20 protein-coding genes and 1 tRNA gene are annotated in these 22,432 nt (G+C 42.1%); 7 read left to right on the plus strand and 14 right to left on the minus strand.

Annotation, left to right across the window (positions count from 1 at the left end):
* Positions 1-52 precede the first annotated feature (52 nt).
* The 4 genes from JMX75_RS03850 to JMX75_RS03865 all read right to left on the minus strand — a co-directional run bounded on the left by JMX75_RS03850 (position 53) and on the right by JMX75_RS03865 (position 5,207).
* On the minus strand, positions 53-292 hold the full coding sequence (locus JMX75_RS03850; protein WP_201531119.1) for a DUF2789 domain-containing protein: 240 nt from the start codon (positions 290-292) through the stop codon (positions 53-55).
* A 293-nt stretch (positions 293-585) separates the two neighbouring features.
* On the minus strand, positions 586-1,569 hold the full coding sequence (locus JMX75_RS03855) for a malate dehydrogenase (RefSeq protein ID WP_041753599.1): 984 nt from the start codon (positions 1,567-1,569) through the stop codon (positions 586-588).
* A gap of 297 nt (positions 1,570-1,866) precedes the next feature.
* Complete coding sequence (locus JMX75_RS03860) at positions 1,867-2,526, minus strand: ribonuclease T2 (RefSeq protein WP_133104726.1); 660 nt, start codon at positions 2,524-2,526, stop codon at positions 1,867-1,869.
* 458 nt (positions 2,527-2,984) lie between these two features.
* Positions 2,985-5,207 carry a lytic transglycosylase domain-containing protein gene (locus JMX75_RS03865; protein WP_201531121.1) on the minus strand — a complete coding sequence of 741 codons (2,223 nt, stop codon included), beginning with the start codon at positions 5,205-5,207 and terminating at the stop codon, positions 2,985-2,987.
* Positions 5,208-5,682: 475 nt separating this feature from the next.
* Here JMX75_RS03865 and miaB point away from each other — a divergent pair, with 475 nt between their 5' ends.
* Positions 5,683-7,176 carry a tRNA (N6-isopentenyl adenosine(37)-C2)-methylthiotransferase MiaB gene (gene miaB, locus JMX75_RS03870; protein ID WP_201531122.1) on the plus strand — a complete coding sequence of 498 codons (1,494 nt, stop codon included), beginning with the start codon at positions 5,683-5,685 and terminating at the stop codon, positions 7,174-7,176.
* A 248-nt stretch (positions 7,177-7,424) separates the two neighbouring features.
* Here the strand turns inward: miaB and JMX75_RS03875 are convergent, their stop codons facing one another.
* The 4 genes from JMX75_RS03875 to JMX75_RS03890 form a co-directional block, all read right to left on the minus strand.
* Entirely contained in the window at positions 7,425-8,174 is a 750-nt protein-coding gene (locus JMX75_RS03875) for a LysE family translocator (protein WP_201531123.1), read from the minus strand.
* Between the two features lie 102 nt (positions 8,175-8,276).
* Complete coding sequence (argE, locus tag JMX75_RS03880) at positions 8,277-9,527, minus strand: acetylornithine deacetylase (protein ID WP_201531124.1); 1,251 nt, start codon at positions 9,525-9,527, stop codon at positions 8,277-8,279.
* A 34-nt stretch (positions 9,528-9,561) separates the two neighbouring features.
* Positions 9,562-10,059 (minus strand): nucleoside deaminase, encoded by a 498-nt coding sequence (locus JMX75_RS03885; RefSeq protein ID WP_201531125.1) that lies wholly within the window; start codon positions 10,057-10,059, stop codon positions 9,562-9,564.
* Positions 10,060-10,155: 96 nt separating this feature from the next.
* Positions 10,156-10,821: a UPF0149 family protein gene (locus JMX75_RS03890; protein ID WP_133104731.1), complete on the minus strand. Its 666-nt coding sequence runs from the start codon at positions 10,819-10,821 to the stop codon at positions 10,156-10,158.
* Between the two features lie 214 nt (positions 10,822-11,035).
* On the opposite strand from JMX75_RS03890, the gene JMX75_RS03895 reads away from it, so the two are divergent.
* Both JMX75_RS03895 and JMX75_RS03900 read left to right on the plus strand, forming a co-directional pair.
* A complete protein-coding gene (locus tag JMX75_RS03895; protein ID WP_011514369.1) occupies positions 11,036-11,479 on the plus strand; it encodes a hypothetical protein in 444 nt (147 codons plus the stop codon).
* 107 nt (positions 11,480-11,586) lie between these two features.
* On the plus strand, positions 11,587-12,045 hold the full coding sequence (locus tag JMX75_RS03900) for a cell division protein ZapA (RefSeq protein ID WP_201531126.1): 459 nt from the start codon (positions 11,587-11,589) through the stop codon (positions 12,043-12,045).
* A 94-nt stretch (positions 12,046-12,139) separates the two neighbouring features.
* Here the strand turns inward: JMX75_RS03900 and JMX75_RS03905 are convergent, their stop codons facing one another.
* The 4 genes from JMX75_RS03905 to JMX75_RS03920 form a co-directional block, all read right to left on the minus strand.
* Positions 12,140-12,466 (minus strand): hypothetical protein, encoded by a 327-nt coding sequence (locus JMX75_RS03905; RefSeq protein ID WP_413786622.1) that lies wholly within the window; start codon positions 12,464-12,466, stop codon positions 12,140-12,142.
* Between the two features lie 146 nt (positions 12,467-12,612).
* Positions 12,613-14,706 carry a glycine--tRNA ligase subunit beta gene (glyS, locus tag JMX75_RS03910; RefSeq protein ID WP_201531127.1) on the minus strand — a complete coding sequence of 698 codons (2,094 nt, stop codon included), beginning with the start codon at positions 14,704-14,706 and terminating at the stop codon, positions 12,613-12,615.
* Positions 14,707-14,715: 9 nt separating this feature from the next.
* The gene (gene glyQ, locus JMX75_RS03915) at positions 14,716-15,690 is read right to left on the minus strand and encodes a glycine--tRNA ligase subunit alpha (RefSeq protein ID WP_201531186.1); all 975 of its coding nucleotides are present in this window, start codon (positions 15,688-15,690) and stop codon (positions 14,716-14,718) included.
* A 453-nt stretch (positions 15,691-16,143) separates the two neighbouring features.
* Entirely contained in the window at positions 16,144-16,356 is a 213-nt protein-coding gene (locus JMX75_RS03920; protein WP_133104735.1) for a PspC domain-containing protein, read from the minus strand.
* Positions 16,357-16,912: 556 nt separating this feature from the next.
* Here JMX75_RS03920 and nadR point away from each other — a divergent pair.
* The 3 genes from nadR (at position 16,913) to JMX75_RS03935 (ending at position 19,432) form a co-directional block, all read left to right on the plus strand.
* Positions 16,913-17,959 (plus strand): multifunctional transcriptional regulator/nicotinamide-nucleotide adenylyltransferase/ribosylnicotinamide kinase NadR, encoded by a 1,047-nt coding sequence (gene nadR / locus JMX75_RS03925; protein ID WP_201531129.1) that lies wholly within the window; start codon positions 16,913-16,915, stop codon positions 17,957-17,959.
* 61 nt (positions 17,960-18,020) lie between these two features.
* Complete coding sequence (gene pnuC / locus JMX75_RS03930) at positions 18,021-18,782, plus strand: nicotinamide riboside transporter PnuC (RefSeq protein ID WP_201531131.1); 762 nt, start codon at positions 18,021-18,023, stop codon at positions 18,780-18,782.
* Between the two features lie 194 nt (positions 18,783-18,976).
* Entirely contained in the window at positions 18,977-19,432 is a 456-nt protein-coding gene (locus JMX75_RS03935) for a DUF962 domain-containing protein (protein WP_201531133.1), read from the plus strand.
* A 254-nt stretch (positions 19,433-19,686) separates the two neighbouring features.
* On the opposite strand, the gene JMX75_RS03940 is transcribed toward JMX75_RS03935, so the two are convergent.
* Complete coding sequence (locus tag JMX75_RS03940; protein WP_201531135.1) at positions 19,687-20,478, minus strand: SDR family oxidoreductase; 792 nt, start codon at positions 20,476-20,478, stop codon at positions 19,687-19,689.
* Between the two features lie 375 nt (positions 20,479-20,853).
* A tRNA-Gly gene (locus JMX75_RS03945) sits at positions 20,854-20,928 on the minus strand.
* A 564-nt stretch (positions 20,929-21,492) separates the two neighbouring features.
* On the opposite strand from JMX75_RS03945, the gene JMX75_RS03950 reads away from it, so the two are divergent.
* Positions 21,493-22,305: a M48 family metallopeptidase gene (locus JMX75_RS03950; protein WP_011514379.1), complete on the plus strand. Its 813-nt coding sequence runs from the start codon at positions 21,493-21,495 to the stop codon at positions 22,303-22,305.
* The last annotated feature ends 127 nt before the right edge of the window (positions 22,306-22,432 follow it).

Here is a 22,432-nt window from a genome sequence, read left to right on the forward strand (position 1 = left end):
TTTTTAATGACTGGTTTATTATCAGGCTATTTTTTATTGCCTAGCTGATAACTTACGCCTGTGGGTGCAAACGGACATTCAATTCATCAATCACTTCTACCCACGCTGCATCTTTTTCCCATTCTTCTTGTAGGAACATACGTTGATTGTCATTCCAGATACTGGCTTCTGTCAATTTTTCTTCTTTTGCTAATTGATTGTTTTCAATAAAATGATCAATCGCCTCATCAGAGCTATCAAGACCCAACTGAGCGAATAACTCACTCATACTATATTCAGGTTCGCCTAACATACATTTTCTCCTTAAATGGCAAAATTTACTTATGCTTATTATTTAAATGAACCTGATTATTGTAGCAAGCTTTATAGTAATAGCTGTTAATCAACGTTTATCTAACGTTATCAATTGTATTAACCTTTAAGCATTATGCGGAAATAGGCATCATAAATAGGCTATTTATCGATACAACATAATTAATGCTGACGGCACGCTAAAATTCAAACAAAAAAAGCCCTCATGATAAATGAGGACCTTTTACTTAGTGCTGAATATAAACAGCCCTAATATGACAATAGCCTAAAAGCTTACGGTAATAAGTGTGCTACTGCATCACGCTCTTCGCTCAGCTCTTGCTCAGTGGCTGCCATTTTCTCTTTTGAGAAATCTGATGACACATCAACGCCATCTACGATAGACCAATCGCCGTTAGCACAAGTCACTGGGAATGAGTAAATCAAACCTTTAGCAATACCGTACTCACCGTTTGAATAGACACCCATAGATACCCAATCATTCTCATCAGTACCCATGACCCACGTACGCACGTGTGCGATAGCAGCATTGGCAGCAGAAGCGGCAGATGATGCACCACGTGCTTTGATGATTGCAGCGCCACGTTGTTGTACTTCTGGGATATAAGTACCTTCGTACCATGCGCGATCAACCAAGTCTAACGCCGGTTTGCCATTTACAGTGCTCGCCGTCAAATCAGGATACTGAGTTGATGAATGGTTGCCCCAGATGATCATTTTCTTCACGTCATTAACCGTGCTGTCAGTCTTGCCAGCTAACTGTGCCATTGCACGGTTATGATCTAGGCGAGTCATGGCAGTGAAGTTACGTGGATCTAAATCTGGTGCGTTACGCTGAGCGATGACAGCGTTGGTGTTAGCAGGATTACCTACTACTAATACTTTAACATCACGGCTTGCAACATCATTCAATGCTTTACCTTGCGCTGAGAAAATCGCAGCATTGGCTTCTAGCAAATCCTTACGTTCCATACCAGGACCACGAGGGCGTGAGCCTACGAGTAACGCATAATCGACATCTTTAAAAGCCACAGTCGCATCATCAGTTTGGACGACACCAGCCAATAATGGGAATGCACAGTCTTCTAATTCCATGACCACACCCTTTAGGGCATCAAGTGCTGGAGCGATTTCAAGTAATTGCAGAATCACTGGCTGATCTTTACCTAGCATCTCGCCAGAAGCAATACGAAATAACATAGCATAGCTGATATTACCAGCGGCACCAGTCACGGCAACGCGTACAGGCTGTTTCATTGACATTGAATACTCCCTAATTATTGATTAGATATTCACGATTCTAATTGGTGATTATCGATTTAGATAGCGATTTACTCGCTGAATGCTTACTCGATTAATATAGTAGTCATAAACCGAGAGCTAGTGTAGCACTTCAGTCTATTAAGCGTCTAGATAAAGCAAGAAACCTATCCTTAACTATATTGTTACATTTTATACGATGATATATTGGCAATTTATATAGCAGGATATAAATAGGTTAAACGTAGGGTGTACGATGTAAAAGGAGAGATAATCAAACCAGATAAAGACGGATTATTTACCGCCTGAAATAACGAATTTACTGCCACAATTGTCCACGACATTATGACAGTTGCCAAATTCACTGCCTTCATAACAGACATGTACATCCGTTAATATCATTTGACGTTGCGTACCTGACTGACAAATCAGATCGACACTAGCAGGAGTCATACCACTATTTAAGCTGGTCATTTGACCGATAAAGCGAGATTTTAATACCGTATAACTATTGCCCGTGTTTAGCTCATTTGGCAGCTTGAGAGCGCCCGCATAGTTAGTGATTTGGCGGAAGTAATTACTGGAGCTTAATGGACTACAAGCGCCATAACGTTGCCACGCTTGGGTACGCACTGTGGTATCGGGCATAATACGGTTGACGACTTTTAACTGTAGCGGTGTGATACGCGGTTCACTACCACGTCCGCAGCGTTCTCCATAACCCATGTCTAAACCTGACACAGTCAAGGAATAGCCTTCTAGACACTGACGCATACGCGAACGCGTTGGTTGCAAGTTACATAATGCTGGTGTCATCTCAATCATCAGCACGCGATGACCACTTTTACTCGCGTTAGCTGCTTGGGCAGACATAGCCATTGTCCCTTGCAACAGTAGCAAAGTGGCAATACTAAAAGCTGTCCAACCGCTATAGTTATACTGTTTACTTGTCATATTGTCACTTACGTACTCTGATATCACTGTTTTTTGGCATCAAGCCCAGTTTGGTTTAAAGAGTTCACCGATGCCTAATGTGAAACGATATAGGCAGATTGAGGTATTTTTTATTATATGAAGGTAAAGTATTGAGTAATGATAAAAATCAGCTTTTGCAAAATAGCTTCTAGATTCGGGTAGTATTACTCAAATTGGCTAATTAAGCTCAAAGCATCGATTGAGTACCTCAAAAACACCTTGTGAAAAAATCACTCATAATGACAGCAATGGTAGCAAAAACCCTCTTTTAATCTATAGCAAAAACGTAAACATGCATGATAGATGAATCATCTATGTTGACCATTGTCATTATTGAAAAAATTTGGTCGTCAAAATACGATTGCTAAGCTAACAAATTGCAGCTGTAAAAAAACCATTAACCTTTTATCGTTAATGGTTTTTTGCTATTACTCAAATTAAAATGCGGCAGGTACGGTACCCATACGCTGAGTGATTGGCTGACCATTACTCAATAAGCTGCTATAGATGGTGGCATTTTCCATCACATGTTTGACATAATTCCGTGTTTCAGGAAAAGCAATAGACTCAACGTACTGATCCGCTGCCAGTGAGCCATAGGTTGGCTGCCAACGCTTGGCATTGTTTGGACCAGCATTGTAGCCCGCCGTTGCCAATACAGGCTGACTGTTTAGCTTCCCAAAGATATCACCCATATACCATGTACCATAACGGATATTGGTATCACCGCTATTGGCACGACTTGCGCTATATGTCTCGCCCAAATTACGAGCAATATATTTTGCGGTATCTGGCATGACTTGCATAAGTCCACTTGCCCCGACATTTGAGCGCGCAGAGGCTACAAATCGGCTCTCTTGACGCATGATGCCATATGCCCAAGCGGGATCGATACCAGCCGACTGACTATAGCGTACTACAGCATCTTGGTGCGGCATCGGATGCGATATTGCAAGGCTATTGACGTTGTCAGTATTGTCAATGGCATATATCGCACGATCGAGCCAGCCCATATCATACGCTTGACGCGCTGCTGCAATGATTAATTTTTCATCACGGTTATCACGTGCTTTTTTGACCGCCCAGTTCCACTCACGATTGGCATAAGCTCGGCTGGCATCAGCGTTATATAACGCAAATGCACGGGCAAAATGTGGATTTTGCATGACGCGCGCACGATCCGCGCTACTGACATTAGGTAAATTACTACCACCCAAACGGCTGGCATCAAAACGTTGACCAACTTTTTCCTTTGCCATCAAACCATAATATTCGTTACTTTTAGCGAGATTTTGATACATTTTCTTAGCAGTATTGCGCTTGCTGCCATCATTTGACTGCTCATAAGCGCGTGCCAACCAATACTGCCATTGATTGGCTTTTTGGGTTTCGGCATCCATTCTTGAGATGGCTTCGACCACATCATCCCAGCGACTAAAACGAATCGCTGCCATGGCATAATATTCTGCTTCTTCAAAACTAAAGTCATTGTCTAAGCTGTTACGGAACCAGTCGACGGCTTCAACGTTAAAACCATCATCGGTATTGTGATTCATGCGTTGCACACCAAGAGTACGATAAGCTGCGCGGCGAGTATCATCGGTTAACAGTTTGGCTGAACGCTGATTGTCTTGCTTTATATCAAACTCTAACTGCAACGCCGCCTCACGATAAGACTTTTCGGCAACACGTCCCATCGCATAAAGGTACAAATATTGATTGGTTTGGCTGGCAGGTTCGCGGGCGAAACGACTAAAGAACGATGATGGATTAAGCTGGATGTCACTCAGTGATGCATAAGGAATGGGCATACCTAAGCGCGAAGATAACGCCATGATATCACCGGTTTTGCCTTTACGCAGCATACGTTTGAGGCGAGAAACTCTCTCTGGATTGCTAATTAAGGCGTTATTATTCATCTCAAGCGCTAGCTGATCACATAGAGCTGGCTGTTTTTTGGTGGTCAACCAGACATCAGACTTCGCTGCCATAGCACGCATGGTATCGCCGCCATTATTAAACCCAAGCGCAACCGCACACTTCTCACTGTCATCAGCATTGGTGATCAGATTTGCCACTTGGCGCACGGCAGCATAATCATTTGAACCCGCTTTGGTTTCAGCAAAATCAGCGGCCAGTTTTTCTGCCATGACCGTATCTGGATATTGACGCACAAACTGCGACACTGCCGCAGGGCTTTGCGAATTCAAATCTACATTCATCCGCCAGTAAGTAGGATACATGGCAAATAAGCCACCGCTCATAGCTTGCTCATAATTATAAAGCGCATTGACATCGCCGCGCTCTGCCGCAATGGCTGCTGCAGTGAATGAACCCACGCCATTGTCTGGTTGATAAGCATTGTTTTGTTGAAAAGTACTTTGTTGAAAAGTACTTTGTTGAGAAGTGTTTTGTTGACTGTTTGGTTGATAGCCATCAGGCTGATAGCGCTCTACTTGATATTTGCCTTGTTGCTCAGAACTGCCGCTCTCACCCCATGTCAATTCTGCACAGGCTACTTGCGAAAAGCCCAAAGCACCGACAGCCGCTGCCAAGCTCAGCGCGCTTTTTTTAAGCGTCATTTTTTTAGAACTCTTATGTGTGTCATTTTGATAGGTGTTTTTATCAATCATATCAGGAGCAACCTGCGGCTTTTTCATACTGACTCTCTTTTATAGTGGGTCTTATATAATTGGTATTAAATAATATTTTAAAAAGGCTTTTAAAAAAGTGACTCTAATCAAATGATTCTAAAATATAGGTTTAAAAAATACATTCCTAAATTGATATTTTAGACAGATAGAAATCAGGATTTATTCAATGACGCTAATAGGATGACATTCATCATACTATACTCGTTGCACTTTCAACTATAAGCTTTACTTTTCATTAATAAATTGGATAGCACCGCGTAACACGAAGGTGGTATTGCGTACAAATCGGCATCAATCATTATGTATCTTAGTTATAACCAAATAATCATCGATAAGCAATTGATACTATTATAAATAATCCAATCTACTTATAATAATGAGCAGACGCTAACTTTTCACATTAGCGCGGGGTTGTGATAAAATACGTCACCTGTTAATCGGCTAGCCCGCTATATTTTTGGTCAATCATGGACTTATCCTTATGAGTGTTACTGTATTCAATCCCCGCATCGATGACGCTGCTGCCTCTGACATTACCGCTGTCACGCCTGTGATCACCGCACTCAATGAACTAAGTTCAGCACAAGCTCCTGTCGAAAAAGCAGCTACCAAAAAGGTGTTTGTCACCACCCAAGGCTGTCAGATGAATGTCTATGACTCGGGCAAAATGCTTGATGTGCTTGGTGACTCACATGGCATGGAAGTGACGCATAATATCGACGAAGCCGATGTACTGCTGATGAATACTTGCTCCATTCGCGAAAAAGCCCAAGAAAAAGTCTTTTCAGAATTGGGTCGCTGGCGCAAATTGAAAGAAAAACGCCCTGATCTTGTTATTGGTGTTGGTGGTTGTGTGGCTTCGCAAGAAGGCGATAACATTCAAAAGCGCGCGCCTTATGTCGATATGGTATTCGGTCCGCAAACGTTGCACCGTTTGCCAGAGCTGTATGACCAATCGCACGAGCAACGTGAGATTGCGCCTAAGAACCGTATTGGTACGGTGGATGTATCTTTTCCAAGTATCGAAAAGTTTGATTTTTTACCAGAACCAAGAGTAGAAGGATTTAAAGCCTTTGTATCAATAATGGAAGGCTGCTCTAAGTATTGCTCATTCTGCGTCGTGCCTTATACACGTGGTGAAGAATTGTCACGTCCACTGGACGATGTATTGGCTGAAATTGACAGCTTAGCGGCACAAGGTGTACGTGAAATCAATCTACTCGGTCAAAACGTTAATGGCTATCGCGGCGAAAAAGACGATGGCAGTATTTGTCGTTTCGCAGAGCTCCTGCACTATGTGTCACACGTCGATGGTGTTGAGCGTATTCGCTATACAACCAGCCATCCACTAGAGTTCACTGATGATATCATTGACGCCTATGCGCAACTGCCAGAGCTAGTATCACACTTGCATCTGCCTGTACAAAGCGGCTCAAATGCTATCTTGGCGGCAATGAAGCGTAACCATACTATTGATGTTTATATCAATCAGATTAATAAGCTCAAAGCCATACGTCCTGATATTCACTTATCTAGCGACTTTATCATTGGCTTCCCAGGTGAAACAGAGCAAGACTTCCAAGATACTTTAAATCTAGCCAAAGAGTTAAACTTCGATCACTCTTATAGCTTTATCTATTCTAAGCGTCCAGGTACGCCAGCAGCAGAACTACCGGACGATGTGAGCTTCAAAACTAAGAAAGAGCGCTTGGCAGAATTCCAAAAAGTTATTATCGACTCAACGCTTGCTAAAACTCATGAGATGGTCGGCACCACGACTCGCGTCTTGGTCGAGCAAGTCGCCAATCGTCATCCTGATTGTCTAATTGGTACAGCAGACAATACCCGTACCGTAATGTTCCCTTATGCGATAGATAAAATGGATGAGATGTTGGGTAAAATTGTGAGCGTACGCATTACTGATTTTGTCAGTCCGCACATGGTAAAAGGCGAGATTGAAGCAGTTTTAGCTTAATCATTGTTGCAAATAAAATAGCCAAAAAAGCCGTTCACTATTCACTAGTAAGCGGCTTTTTTATGATTAAATATCAGCCTTTATATGACTATAGTCAAGCCACTATAAATCAAACACAGTGATACTGGGATAAGTTTTGCGCCGCCTCTGTCTGCGCAGGCACAGCAAGCAAGAAAAATTTATACCAGTAGCGCGTTATAATATTTGTACTTATTTTATTTAGGACTGAATATGATTAATAGCGACTTTTAAATCATAAAACTATTGAACACATCAGCCAATAAAGCGACTGCAATTAATATAAATATAATGCCGCAACCACGATTGAGCCAAGCTAAACGCTTACCAACATCTAACCACCCTGCCAGCTTTTTACCGCCTAATGTATATATTATCTGCCAAATCGTCTCACTGAGAAACAGTCCTAAGGTAAGCATAATATATTGCGGCCATAGTGGCGCACCAAAATTAATGAATTTAGGAAAGAAAGCTGCAAAAAATAAAATTGCTTTTGGGTTAGAAAGTGAGACCCACATCCCTGTGCGAAATAGCATAGCATTACTAGGTGCCATCTTGACCGCAGCACTAGAGAGCGAGCGCGGCTTGAGTGTCTCAGATTTATGAATGCTATCAGGGCGATTTGAGCTTGTTGTTAACTCTGCGCTAATTTCTTCGCTCATGGCATTGGCGTCATCCATTAAGCTACTATTGCTGCCACTATCACGCCATGAAGCAACACCTAAATAAATAAGGTAAATGGCACCGACTGTCTTAATGACCGTCAATAACCATGGCGACTGACGGCTAATGACATCCAAGCCTAGTAGCGTCGAGAGCAACAGGATAAAGAGCCCAAGGCTGAGACCTGCCAGCGTCCATAATGTCCGCTTGACCCCGTAATTAATCCCATACTGAAATGCCAGTAGCATATTCGGGCCCGGTGTCGCTGAGATAAAAAACGTACTTGCAAAAAATACCGCAAACAGATGCCAAGACATCAACCAACCCCTACTGTTTTATTTTAAACTGACTAAACGAAAAAATAAACACCGCCATAAAGACGGTGTTTATTATACCAACCACGACCTAAACCTTGCGGTTTATTTATCCATAGTACAACTTTCTAATAGACGCTGTAAGAAGCTATCACAGCGCTCAATCTCATTTAACTTAACATATTCATCGGCTTTATGCGCCTGCTCAATACTGCCGGGACCACAGATAATCGTTGGGATACCGCTATTAGTAAACTGTCCGCCTTCGGTAGCGTAAGCAACTTTATGGCGTTGAGTGTCACCTGTCAGTGCCGCTATCAGCGCTTGTAGCTCGGCACTGTCATTATCTGTCATTGCCGGTACGCTTTCTTCTTGCATCAGCTCAATGCCGGTATCGGCAGCGCGCATTTGCATCTGTGCACTTAGTTCTGCGACTTTTGCTTGGATCGGTAGCAGAATGTCGTCCTGTGTCATGTGTGGCAGGTTGCGATAATCAAAGGTGAACTCACACAGATTGGGCACAATATTGGTCGCTGTACCACCTTGTATGGTGCCCACAGACAATGTCGAATAAGGGACATCGAACAGTGCATCATTATCGTCACGATGGCTTATTTCTTCTGCCAAGGTATCAACATAGCCAATCAAACGACTGGCATAACTGATGGCGTTCACACCTGTTGCTGTCAATGATGAGTGCGCAGATTTACCGTGGACGCGGCAGCGATAAACAGCAATACCTTTATGCGCCACGACCATCGCCATATTGGTGGGCTCACCGACGATACAATAATCAGGAGTGATACCGCGAGCTTTTAAGTCTGCCAAAATTAATGGCGCACCTAGACAGCCAACCTCTTCATCAAATGACAATGCCAAATGAAGAGGACGACTCAGCTGACCACTATTCGATAACTCCACCGCTTTTGGTAATAAAGTTAGCGCACACGCAATAAAGCCTTTCATATCGCAAGCACCGCGTCCATATAGCTTGTCACCACGAATCGTCGCAATAAACGGCTCTGATGTCCATGCTTGACCATCAACTGGTACAACATCAGTATGCCCTGATAGCACCAAACCATGATTGATGATATCAGCACTGTTATTAGCATTGCCACCTGCTGCTACGGTGACAAATAAATTCGCTTTATTTTTGGCATCATTAAAGGTCAAATCTACGCTTAAGCCTAATTGCTCACAATAGCGTTGTACGTATTCAATCAATGCCAAATTTGAATGGCGACTGACCGTATCAAAAGCAATCAGCCTTGTAAGCCAGTCAATGCTATTCGATGGATAATCAGTATCCATTACAGCGTGAGATAAGCCATCAGTACGAGTTGATACAGTCATAAAAAATCCTTAATACGATAAAGATAAAAAGAGCTTAGCGTCTTTGGAATGCACGTTGTTGCAGCATTTTCACTTCTGCATCTAATCCAGCAATCGGACCTTCAACTGGCACATTTGGTGCTACCTCTTGAATACTTAATGAATTGATTGGTGATGAAGATTTTACACCCATCTCCTGCATCCATTCATCCAACTGTTTTGAGGAGCTAACATAAACAATGCGACCAAGCCCTGACCACGCATGAGCGGCGGAGCACATAGCACAATGCTCACCGGAAGTATAAACCACTGCTTGCGCACGCGCTTCAGCCGTCATATGCTTTGCTGCCCATTGGGCAACAGCAATCTCAGGGTGATAAGTAGCATCGACGCTATTGGCGCGATTACGGTCTTCGTGCAACACTTGACCATCACCAGCGACCAACACACTCCCAAATGGCTCATCACCTGCCTCTAAGGCTTCGGTAGCAAGCTCAATAGAGCGGCGCAAATGAATCATATCATCAGATTTATCATCATTATCAGTTATCATCTCAGTCTCCCTTTTATTACCTTATAGCAAATTACAGTCCTTTATTAGGTTTTATAGTACCCCATATCTTACCAAACCCTTTATGACGGATCTGACTTACGATGGATGATTCTGATTCATCACATCAATGACAGGTGGCATCGGTTTTGGCTTAGTATTAGAAGCCTTACCTTCTGATTGTAACTCTTTAGTGGTTTTGGCATCGATAGCAAGACCAGCAATTAGCGCAATGTCTTTCACAGGCTTACGCTGACGAGTGGCAAAGCTCACTGGTACCATACGGGCAAATTCATAAATGTACAAATAAGACTCTTCGCCGCCTTCGAAATCTTCATCGTCTTCTAAACGAATGCCACCAATTTTTGCCAAATCAGTAAGCATCTCGTTTTCTTCACTGCTCAGACGGCAATCAGTGATACCAAAACCTGTCATAAAACCATTTGCCCACTGTTTCAATGCCATTACGCGCTCGTATAGGTCATGTTCATCATCTGGCACAAGCGGCGTATAGGAATAAGCATCATCCTTGTCTTTTAGCTGAAATACGGTGTCTTCGGCTTCTTCAGTCAGCAAGGTCAACGCTTCGTCAGGTAATGGCGCAAAACTCAATTCTTCAAATACCTTGGCCCATACCTGTTCATCAGGCGCGTCGCAAGCAGTCATCAGCCCCGTCATTAGACCATGTACCTCACTGATAGACACATCAGTCCAGTCGTCAAAAGCCTTTAACCATGTATTCCAGCCAGAGATATTGTCATTCATAATAGATGTCCTAATAATTGATGGTTAATGATTGCTTATAAAATAAAATCAGTACAATGTTATCGATGAGGCAGTGATTCATAAAAAATAAAGAGATCGAGCCCAATGCTGGTAATTACTTTGTTGGTATAGATATTATGCGGTCACCTATGGCATTATTAAACGCAGACAACAACATTCATTTACGCTTATTTGTTAAGGATAAAAACTGACTATGTATGACCAACTTAGAATATTAGAAAAAATGATACTCGACATCAAAAAACAGTATCAGCTTGTCAGTGCTGAACTTAGCAGTCTCAAGCAACAACCATTAACCGACCCGAAAGAGCTTAGCGCCCTAAAAACTAAGTTAGATAGCAGCTATACAGAACGCGATGGTGCCAAAAAACAATTTAATGACCTTGATAAACGCTACCAAAGCTTGGCTGAAGCGCACCATATGATCGGTGAAGAGCAAGATAAACTTCATAAGCAGATTGAGCTGCTAGCACAACAAAACCATGACCTAAAACAGCATAATAATGAATTAAAGCAGCAGTATAGCGATATCAAGCAGCAAAACAGTGACTTAAAAAAGAAGAATGAATTGGCAGCGGAGCGTACACAAGTGGTATTGCAGCGCTTAACCCGTATTGATCAAACAGAAAGCCAGTAGTGTCTTATAGTCAAAAGCTATCACTATTTTCGTTAATGAAGCTCACAAACGCTCACGATGACAGCATCCCTCTTCCCCTCTATTGACCAGACATTGTAGGATTTATCATGACCGACAACCATAACAAAATCACTGAAAAACAGAAAAACAGCCCAGTAAAGAATGCTCAAGTAGAAACCAACCAAGTAAAAAATAGTCAGGCACAGAAAACTGTATCAACTAATGCAAATACGCAAAGCAGCCCCACTGCTAAAGTAAATAGCGCACCTGAGCCGCAAATCAAGAAAGTCGATATTGCGATTGCTGGCATTACTTATCCTATCTACTGCCCAGTACATGAACAAGAAGAATTGCGTTCAGCGGTATCTTATATCAACGATTTTGCTTTAAGTTTAAAAAGAGACGCACCAAGTCTTAGTCAAGAAAGCTTACTGGTATTATGCTGCCTAAATTTATATGAAAAAATCCAAACTCATGAAAGAGGTGAAGAAGATCGCGGGCAACAGGATAAGCAGTCTATGGCTTTGCTAAACAAAGTTATTCAAGATGCTCACTCTATTTTATAAGCCAATGCATTTCTTGATACTTATAAATATATCAAACGCTTAGTTTATGAAACTAAGCGTTTTTTATGGTCATTAGATAATGCTGTTTTTAGACTTATGGCTGATGAACCTTACCTGCATGAAAATCTGCTTGGTGCTCATAATTGCAAAAGAAAAGCTCACCAGATGTTGGTTCATCCGTAATCTCTGACGCCATGTTGGCATCAGCATCAACGCTGATATCAATCGTTTTAGCGTTAATATTGCTTTCAAGCACGCCACGATATTCAGCCAAGCTATTGCCACAAAAGTCACACTGACGCGGTGTAATAACATCGCCTTTTTTGGGCATCATGCTTTTGGGTGCACGCGGGTACATGAACTTATAAAATCCCCACATCGAAACCCAGATAATGATGATGATAATAATAACAGCTAACACGGCAGCGCTCCTTCAAATATGGCTGAATACATTATAAACGCAACGCTTCAGAATAATCATATAAAAAACTGGCTACAGTGAGCCAGTTTTTATTTTATAGAATACATTATTTGGCCGTCATAGTGACTAAGCTATCAGGGACCAAACTATAACTGTAGCTCACTGATATCAGCCACAGTTAAAAACAATGCGCGTACTTGCTTAAGCAACGCTAAGCGGTTGGCTTTAAGCGCCGTATCTTCACTGTTGACCATCACACTATCGAAGAATTGCGTCAATGGCTCATCTAAGCTAGCAAGCGTTTGCAATACTTGCGTATAGTCAGCCTGCTCAAGTAATGGTTGTACCACTGTCTGTGCTTGCTTCATACTCGCATATAAATTTTGCTCAGCAGGTTCAGATAGTAGAGCTTCATCAACAGTGTCAGCAACGCTCACTTCTGACTTGGCTAATATATTGGCAACGCGCTTGTTTGAATCAGCAAGCATCGACGCTTGAGGTAAGTCGCTAAACGTTTGAACGGCACGAATACGTTGATCAAAATCAAGCGGCATATGTGGATTAATCGCCTGTACTGCCTGAATCGTATCGACGCTAACGCCTTGCTCGGTATACATTGCCCGATAGCGCGAGTTCAAAAATGCCATCACTTGGGTAAATGTATCGCCCATCTTGGCAATCTTGCTACCTTCCGCGGTACTATAGCCCTTAATGGCTTGCTCAACGAGAGCAACTAGATTAATTGGCAGCTGCTTCTCAATCAAAATACGCAGAATACCAATAGCAGAACGACGTAGGCTGAACGGATCTTTTGATCCTGTCGGTGCTTGGTCAATGGCAAAAATACCGACGAGCGTGTCCAAACGATCTGCTAATGCTAAGCAAATACCAATTGGCGTCTGTGGTAATACGTCACCGCTGAACTTAGGCAAATATTGCTCTTCTAAACTTGCCGCGACTGCTTCTGGCTCATCATTCAAACGTGCATAATAAGTACCAGCGATACCTTGTAATTCAGGATATTCACCGACCAATGAGCTTGCCAAGTCTGCTTTGGACAAAATACCTGCACGCACTGTTTGATCGATATCAATCTGCTGACCTTGCTGTTGCATTAAGGCGGCAATAAAGGCGGCAAGCTTAGCAATGCGCTCAGATTTTTCCCAAATCGTACCCAGCTTGTCTTGGAAGACGCGAGTTTTTAGGCTTTCTGTCAGCGCAAATAATGGCTGCTTTTGGTCTTGTAAGAAGAAAAACTCTGCATCAGCCAAACGTGGACGCACGACTTTCTCATTACCTTCAATGATTTGGTTCGGGTCTTTTGACTCAATATTGGTAATAAAAATAAAGTATGGCTGCAATTTGCCTGCTTTATCGGTTAAGCAAAAATACTTTTGATCCGCTTGCATAGTAGAAATAAGCGCTTCTTGTGGCACTTGCAAAAAGCGCGCTTCAAAGCTTGCTCGTAAGGCAATCGGAAAATCAACCAATGCCGTAACTTCGTCTAGCAAGGCTTGCGGCACAATAGCATCAGAGTTAACTTCATCTGCCAATGCTTTGACTTGATTTTTAATCAGCATTTGACGCTTATCAAAATCAGCAACTACTTTTAAACCACCTAGTAATTCTTCATAGTCATTGGCGTGCGCAATGTTATGGTAATCAGGGCTATGGAAGCGATGACCACGAGTTTGCGTCCCTGTCTGATGACCTTGGATAGTGGCATCAATGACAGCATGATCTTGCATCAAGACTGCCCACTGTACGGGACGCACGAACTCATTGCGGCTCGCGCCTGAACGCATACGTTTAGCAATCGGCAAATTATCAAGTGCGGTTTGAAAAATAGCAGGTAGCAGCTCAGTGGTCGCTTGACCCTGAATCGTTTGCACATAACCGACGTAATCACCTTTATCGGTATTAATAGTGGTCAACTCGATGGCTTCAATACCCAAGCCTTTTGCAAAGCCCATCGCCGCACGGGTAGGATTACCATCAGCATCAAAGGCAGCTTTAATCGCAGGTCCACGTTTTTCCTCAGTACGATCCGGCTGTTTATCGCTAATGCCTTGAATCTGTATTGCTAAACGACGCGGTGCCGCAAAGGCTTTGATACTATCGAAGCTGATATTAGCGTCTGCTAATTGCTCGGTAACACTTTCTTGTAATGCGTCACGTAAAGGTTTTAGACTTTTTGGAGGCAGCTCTTCACACCCCAGTTCAAATAGAATAGTACTCATGGGATGCTCCTATTTATTGTTATTAGTAGTTTGGTTGTTATCTGTGTTTTCAGTTGCCACATCTTCTTTTGGCAAATACTTATCCAGTGCCGCTTGACGATGCGCCTCATCCGCCAACGGAAAGCCCAGCTTAGCGCGTGCTTCGACATAACCAATAGCAACCTTACGAGCAAGCGTACGTACTCGTAGGATAAAGCGCTGACGTTCGGTCACTGAAATCGCCCCACGAGCATCGAGCAAGTTAAAGGCATGTGACGCTTTTAGTACCATCTCATAGGCTGGTAGTGGCAAACCTTCAGCCACCAATTTATCCGCTTGCTGCTCATAAAAGTCGAACATCTGACCCATCATTGGCACATCGGCGTGTTCAAAGTTATAGGTAGATTGCTCAACTTCGTTTTGATGGAAAACATCACCATAAGTAACGCGACCAAACTCACCATCTGCCCACACCAAGTCATATACGCTATCGACGCCTTGTACGTACATTGCTAGACGCTCAAGACCATAGGTAATCTCGCCGGTCACAGGGAAACACTCAATACCGCCCACCTGCTGGAAATAAGTAAACTGTGTGACTTCCATACCGTTTAGCCAAATCTCCCAGCCAAGTCCCCATGCACCTAGCGTTGGCGATTCCCAGTTGTCTTCCACAAAACGCACATCATGCACCAATGGATCAATACCAATTGCCTCAAGTGAGCCTAAATACAGCTCTTGTATATTAGGCGGATTGGGCTTAAGCACCACTTGAAACTGATAATAATGTTGTAAACGATTTGGGTTGTCACCGTAGCGACCATCGGTTGGACGACGTGATGGCTGCACATAGGCCGCGTTCCAGCGCTCAGGACCTAATGAGCGCAAAAATGTTGCGGTATGAAACGTACCTGCGCCGACTTCCATATCATAAGGCTGTAAGATCACGCAGCCCTTATCCGCCCAATAATTCTGCAAGGTCATGATTAAATCTTGAAATGTCATCGGTTGAGAGTCTTTTTCTTGTGTCATCGAGGTTGTCGCTTGTGATGTCATAGTTTGGATTGTCATAGTTTGGGGCATCGTAATAAAGCCACTGTGGAATTAGTATTATGAAATAAAATATTGATAGCGCTCGTATCGCCTATATAGCAACGAGTCTATTTGACTGCTCACCTTACTAAAAATTGACTATTTTATCTATATTTACCTGAACTAAATTTACACCCTATGCCGAAATATTCAGTGTATAGATCATCAATAAGTAGATTTATGAGTGAATTCTAATTTTAAAAGCAATCAATGGTATGGATAAAAAAATACCCAAATGCGTGAGCATTTGGGCAGGAGGAAAGGTATGTCTTGGGCATCCTGATTGTTCAGGCTTTTTGTTTTTTGGGGTATTGCAATTTCTTGTTGAACTATTTTACTTTATCACTGCTCTTATAAATCAATGCTTTACTGATAAGACTGGCCATTTGCCTTCGGCATGATGATCCATAATATGATATAAATCAAAATACCAGGTACTGCGGCACTCAAAGTTGAGACGATAAAAAACAACAATCTCACCCAAGTTGGTGACCAACCGACATATTCTGCAATGCCACCCATCACGCCCGCTATCATGCGATTATTCTGTGAACGATGTAATTTTGCTAGCTTAGCCAAATCAAATACCTCTTTTTATTATTTATTTTAATATTACTCTTATGAACTGCTTTATGATTTTATTTTGAATACAGTAAAAACGCTTTACGTTTGTCTTTAAACTTATGAATAAGTATAACAATTATTTCTCTTCTATCTGTTGGCTGTGTAGACGTGCTTTGTGAATTTATGCTACTTAAGCTTACTCTAACCTCTCATTAGCACCCGTAAACCTCTGATTTTAAATAGTTATTTCAAATTGTTTCAGAGGTAGCTTTGTTTCTCGCATATTACACCTTTTGTTACATGTGCTATATTCTTTAATGAAACCAAATGCTTAGACCTTATTATTCTATCCTAAAAATAATAGCTTATTTATTAGAATTACAATCTAGTAAAACGAAAACGTAATAAGTAGATAAATCATTATTTTATTGATAAATACACCATAAAATAGGGACTATTTACAATAATCTACGGGTAAGTATTCACGAACCTTTATACCATGCTTATAAATACTAAAAACTTTAGACAACTAAAAATAAATTGCACTCAGTAAGTGTGAATAAGGACAGCTATGTACGAGTCAGGATTGATGATTGGACATTTTGAGCCGCTACATTTGGGGCAAATGCGCAGTATATTGGACGCAGCAGGACAAGCAAAAAACTTACATCTTGTCATTATGACGCATCCATCGCCGCATCCAGATTTTAACATCACGTTGCAAGATAAAGCGCGTTGGTTACAAATGGCTTGTGCTGATTTAGCTTTTATCCATATTCATACCACTGATGAGATTGAGCTGCCAGTACATGAAAGCTTTGCAGATGTGACGATTGATATCACTACCAGTAACGCTAAGCTGCAACATTTGATAGATGCGTTAAACTTGCCTACTGAAACTGTATTATTTGTCGCAGAGAATCACCCTTTAGCACAGTCTGATATTTGTAAGCAACTGATCATGCAGGTGGTCACAACACCGTTACAGCCTGACTTTGACTCTTATGCCATTGCACGAAATCCAGTCGCATATTGGTCAGCGCTACATCCGCAAGCACGCAGTAACTATACTAAGACGGTTGCTATTGTCGGCGGCGAAAGCTCAGGTAAGACCACATTGGTGCATAAGCTTGCCAATTATTATGGTGCTAGCTTTGCGCTTGAGATGGGACGGGTTTATGTCGGTACAGATTTGGGCGGCACCGAAATTGGACTACAATATAGCGATTATGGACCGATTGCCTTGCACCATGCACAAGCGATTCGTGATGCAACAAGCATAGCCACGGCGCCAGTGACGATAATTGATACCGATTTTGTCACGACCCAAGCTTTTTGTGAAGAGTACGAGGGTCGCACCCATCCTTTTGTGGCCGCTTGCATTGATGAGTTTCGCTTAGACCATACGATTATGCTCGATAACAATGTGCCTTGGATTGATGATGGTATGCGCTCTTTGGGTACGCCTGAGGCACGTGGTCGTTTTGAGGCGCGTCTATTGGATATTTTCGCCCGTCATGATATTAAGCCGCACATGATTGATCAACCAGATTATGAGGCGCGCTACCAGCAAGCATTGTTATTTATCGACCAGTATGTTTATGGTCAAAAGCCGTAAAAGATAACCCAAATTAAAAAAGCATCACTGACACTATTATTTATTTTAGGAATATAACGCCATGCGTATTCAGCTACTAGACAATATCACTGGGAAATGGGCCATACAATGGATTGTCATCTGGTTCATTTGCGGTGTGCTTTCCTTATCTACAGGGTTTTGGCTGACCACCGAACATACCATGCTCGATTGGTTTTACTTAGGTGTGTCTTTTATCGGACTGGTATGCGTGGTTTCATTATCCTTTCGTAAAAACATCTTAGGCAATGGCTTTGGTATGGGCGCGACAGCCGGTGAAGTGGTCGTACAAGCGACCTCTGGCGCTGTTGGTCTGATGCTTGCGCCTTTGTTCAACTTCTTTACCCACGTCTATGGTATTTTTTATTGGTCAAAGCATACTGATGCTGATGGTGATATGGTGCCCAAATCTGCGAGCAAATGGATTTGGCTACTGACCATTAGCTTTATGGTGATTGGACTTGCCTTATTCCCAACGGTAAATAATTTACTAGCAAGCTATGGTTATGCGGTCGTTGAAGATGATAATAGTAAATTTTTAGGCCTTATTTCTTTCTTTTGGATTAACGTCATCGCTTTTATACTGTCTATCACCGCGCAAGCAGCAATGATTCTGCGCTACTCGTTTAATTGGTGGTTATGGATTCTATCCAACTTCGTATGGTTGACCGTAAACCTTATGTCAGGTAATTACATTTTTGCCATTCAGACCATGGTCTATCAAGTAAACTCGTTTGTTGGGCTCTATGAGTGGTATCGCAGTGAGCAAGAATCGGTAGAGACACCAGTAACACACAAAAAATAGCGAATGATAAGCCAGTTTTATATGGAAAACAGGGCGGCATTTCAGCATTAGTAGATCAAAGGCTTAGAGTATTTGACTCTACGGTCTAACAGATAAAATGGCGGATTGCGCAAATTAGTGCTACAACTGGTCATTAACAGTAGATTACTTTTTTGTCTGCTATCAGTCGTTTATTTACTAACAAGGAGGTTGGTATGTCTATTACTCAGCAAAAGCGAATGTCCAAACGTACGCTTGAGCAGTGGCTCAGTGAGTACTCTGTCAGTCATCAAAATCTTATCAATAAGAAGATACATTGGCTTTGTGTGCCAACGATTTTTGTCAGTCTGCTTGGTATGGGGATGTCGCTATCCGTTTGGTTTACCTTAATCATGAGCGCCCTAGTCTTGTTATTTTACATGCGCTTATCGACGCCACTATTTATGGCAATGGGAATGTTTATTCTTATTTGCCTTTCAGTGATGGCCTTGTTACCTTGGGGCTTTAAAGTGTGGGCCGCCATCTTTGTGGTAGCATGGATTGGGCAGTTTATCGGTCATAAGATCGAAGGCAAAAAGCCCTCCTTTTTTGAAGATTTACAATTCTTGTTGATTGGTCCGGCATGGGTTGCAAATAGCTTAATGGGACGTAAGCGAGCTAGTAAATCATAGCTAAATCAGATAATGAGTCGATATTATTTTTAAATGGAAACGACTATACAATAAAGAAACGGCACCCAATCTCTTATTAAGTGCCGTTCCTATAGTCAGTCCTAAATAAAAGAAATACAAATTTTATAAAGCACTACTAGGGTTAATTTTTCTTGCTTGCTGTGCCTACGCAGACAGAGGCTGCGAATAATTAAACCCAGTAGTTTTGTACTCTTTTAAAAGTAGATTACCTATATCATAAAAGCTACTGTCTATTAATCCAAAGTCTGTACACCACCGCCATTCACAAATATGGTTTGACCACTGACCCAAGTCGATATTGGCGCAGCAAAATACAACATAGCACCAGCGATATCATCCGCCTCACCCAAACGCTTAATAGGCGTATTTGCTAGCATTTTCTTCTCAATCTCTGGCGTTAGTACCGTCTTCAAAGCATCGGTACGCGTAGCCCCTGGACCTACCGCATTGACGCGTACTTCAGGACCGAAATCATGCGCCAAGTTTGCTACCATGTGATTGACAGCCGCTTTTGAGCCTGCATAGCCGCTCATATTCGGGCTTTTATTAACACTTGACATCGAGGTGGTAAATACAATCGAGCCATATCCTGATTTTTTCATAAGCGGCATGCACAGTTGACTTAAGCGCCAGCCACTAAAGACGTTTAACTCAAAATCACGGCGAATGGCATCGATCGATGCTGTGGTTGGGTTTTCACGACCGCCACCACCGCCGCCCGCATTGTTGATTAAGACATTAACAGTCCCAAACTCAGCGACTACTGTATCGACCATAGTGACCAAATCATCATCTTTTAGAATATTACATTCTACGGCAAGTGCTTTTACCCCAAGCACCTCAATATCTTTTACTGCTGCCTGTGCATCTTCAAGTTTTAAATCAGCAATAGCAATGTTAGCACCCGCTTCTGCTAAGCGTAGCGCTGTGGCTTTACCAATACCATTTGCGCCGCCCGTCACAATGGCAACTTTACCTGACAAATCGAATAGTTCATTAAAGGCTTTATGTTGAAATTCTTGCATAATGATTTCTCAATATAGATGTGCTCAAATATAAATGTGCTCAGCTCGTTTACAGCACTATTAAATGCATAGCTATTGAAAGCGTACGGCTAATACCTGCATCAATCTTAAGAGTAAGCAGTTGCCAGTACGACTATTTCAACGCGATTGTAATCGAAGCGCTGACTAGAAATGATTATGCGTGGGATAGTTTGTACTAATGTGCTAAGTTCATGCAGTTTTTGTAATGATTTATATTTGACTGAGTATCATGCCACTATAGGCATTGCCATTGGCTGTGGATGCTGCTAACTGATGGCTAACTCAAATTTCAGGCATAAAAAAAGCCTCACTTCTTATAAGAAGTGAGGCTTTAGTGCTTTTACAAGCCATATTTGGAGCGGGAAAAGAGATTCGAACTCTCGACCCCAACCTTGGCAAGGTTATGCTCTACCACTGAGCTATTCCCGCTTAATATCAATCTATAGCGTTATTGCTAACAGCTACGTCTCGATAGGCTGGCTATTTTAGCAAATATTCTGAGCGTGTCAACAGGTTTTTTTAACTTTCTTATAGATATCACAACTTTTAGGTGTTTATTACGACGATAATTCTCATATACAATTGATTTTATGGTTTATTTTTCTAACCATCGATATCCAATTATTTTTATAAATAATTGCTCAAATGTTCTCTTTAACATATTTTTTGATTATTCAAGCAGATTTATCCGCAAGTTATACATGAATGCCACTTACAATCCTACCTTGTATTGTTACTTTTGCTCTATTGGTTTTTAATAGTTAACATAATTATACTTATGCACAAGGACGGTTCAGGTAGAATTTTACTGTTTTAGTAGATTGAGAGAAGGTAGTAGAACGTCAATAATAAGCTTCCCTTACCTCTACTGCATCAACTTTAGTAGATTGAGAGAAGGTAGTAGAACGTCAATAATAAGCTTCCCTTACCTCTACTGCATCAACATTGCTGTTATTTACTTTAATTTTCTTATTTATAGCGAGGACATTTACTATGAAAAAACTACTTACCACGACAGTTATGGCAGCTTCATTGTCAGCACTGGCATTAACAGGTTGTACTAGCACGACCAGTACGGGTGCCGTTGGCGTTGATCGTCAGCAGTTGCTACTCGTATCAAGTGAGCAAGTATTGCAACTATCCGCTCAGAGTTATAATAAAACGATACAAGAAGCACGATCGAAACGTTTGCTTGATACCAACACTGCCCAGCTAAATCGCTTGAAGAATATCTCTAATCGTTTGGTCAATCAAGTTGGCGTCTATCGCCCTGATGCGGCAAAATGGCCATGGGAAGTGCATACGATTAAATCTAACGACTTGAATGCTTTTGTGCTGCCGGGTGGTAAAATCATGTTCTACACAGGCATTATCGATCGTCTGAACTTAAGTGATGATGAAATCGCTGCTATTATGGGTCATGAGATGTCTCATGCCTTACGTGAGCATTCACGTGAGCGCCTATCGCGTCAATATGCAACTCAGACCGGTATCGGTGTCGCAGCCAGTATTTTTGGTCTATCACAAGGTCAAGCTCAGCTTGCAAACGTCGCTGGTGACCTAGGTTTGAGCCGTCCGCATAGTCGCACCCAAGAAGCTGAGGCGGATCAAATCGGTCTTGAGCTAATGGCACGTGCAGGCTACAACCCACAAGCCGCTATTACCTTGTGGCAAAAAATGCAGCGCGCCAGCCAAGGCGAGCCACCACAATTCTTAAGCACTCACCCAACTAGTAGCAATCGTATCGCTGAGTTGCAGTCACTGATGCCAAAAGTAATGCCGCTCTATCAAAGAGCACGTCGTTAATAGTACTTTTTAAGCAGAATTTTTAAAGTAGACACTCATAAGTCATGACAAGCAGAGCCCATATCATCATGTGGCGCTCTGCTTTTTTATACCTGTTACTCATAGAATGCATTCCATCAATACCATG

The organism is Psychrobacter sp. LFX-11D (assembly GCF_904846475.1).
In the GTDB taxonomy this organism is placed as follows: Bacteria; Pseudomonadota; Gammaproteobacteria; order Pseudomonadales; family Moraxellaceae; genus Psychrobacter; species Psychrobacter cryohalolentis.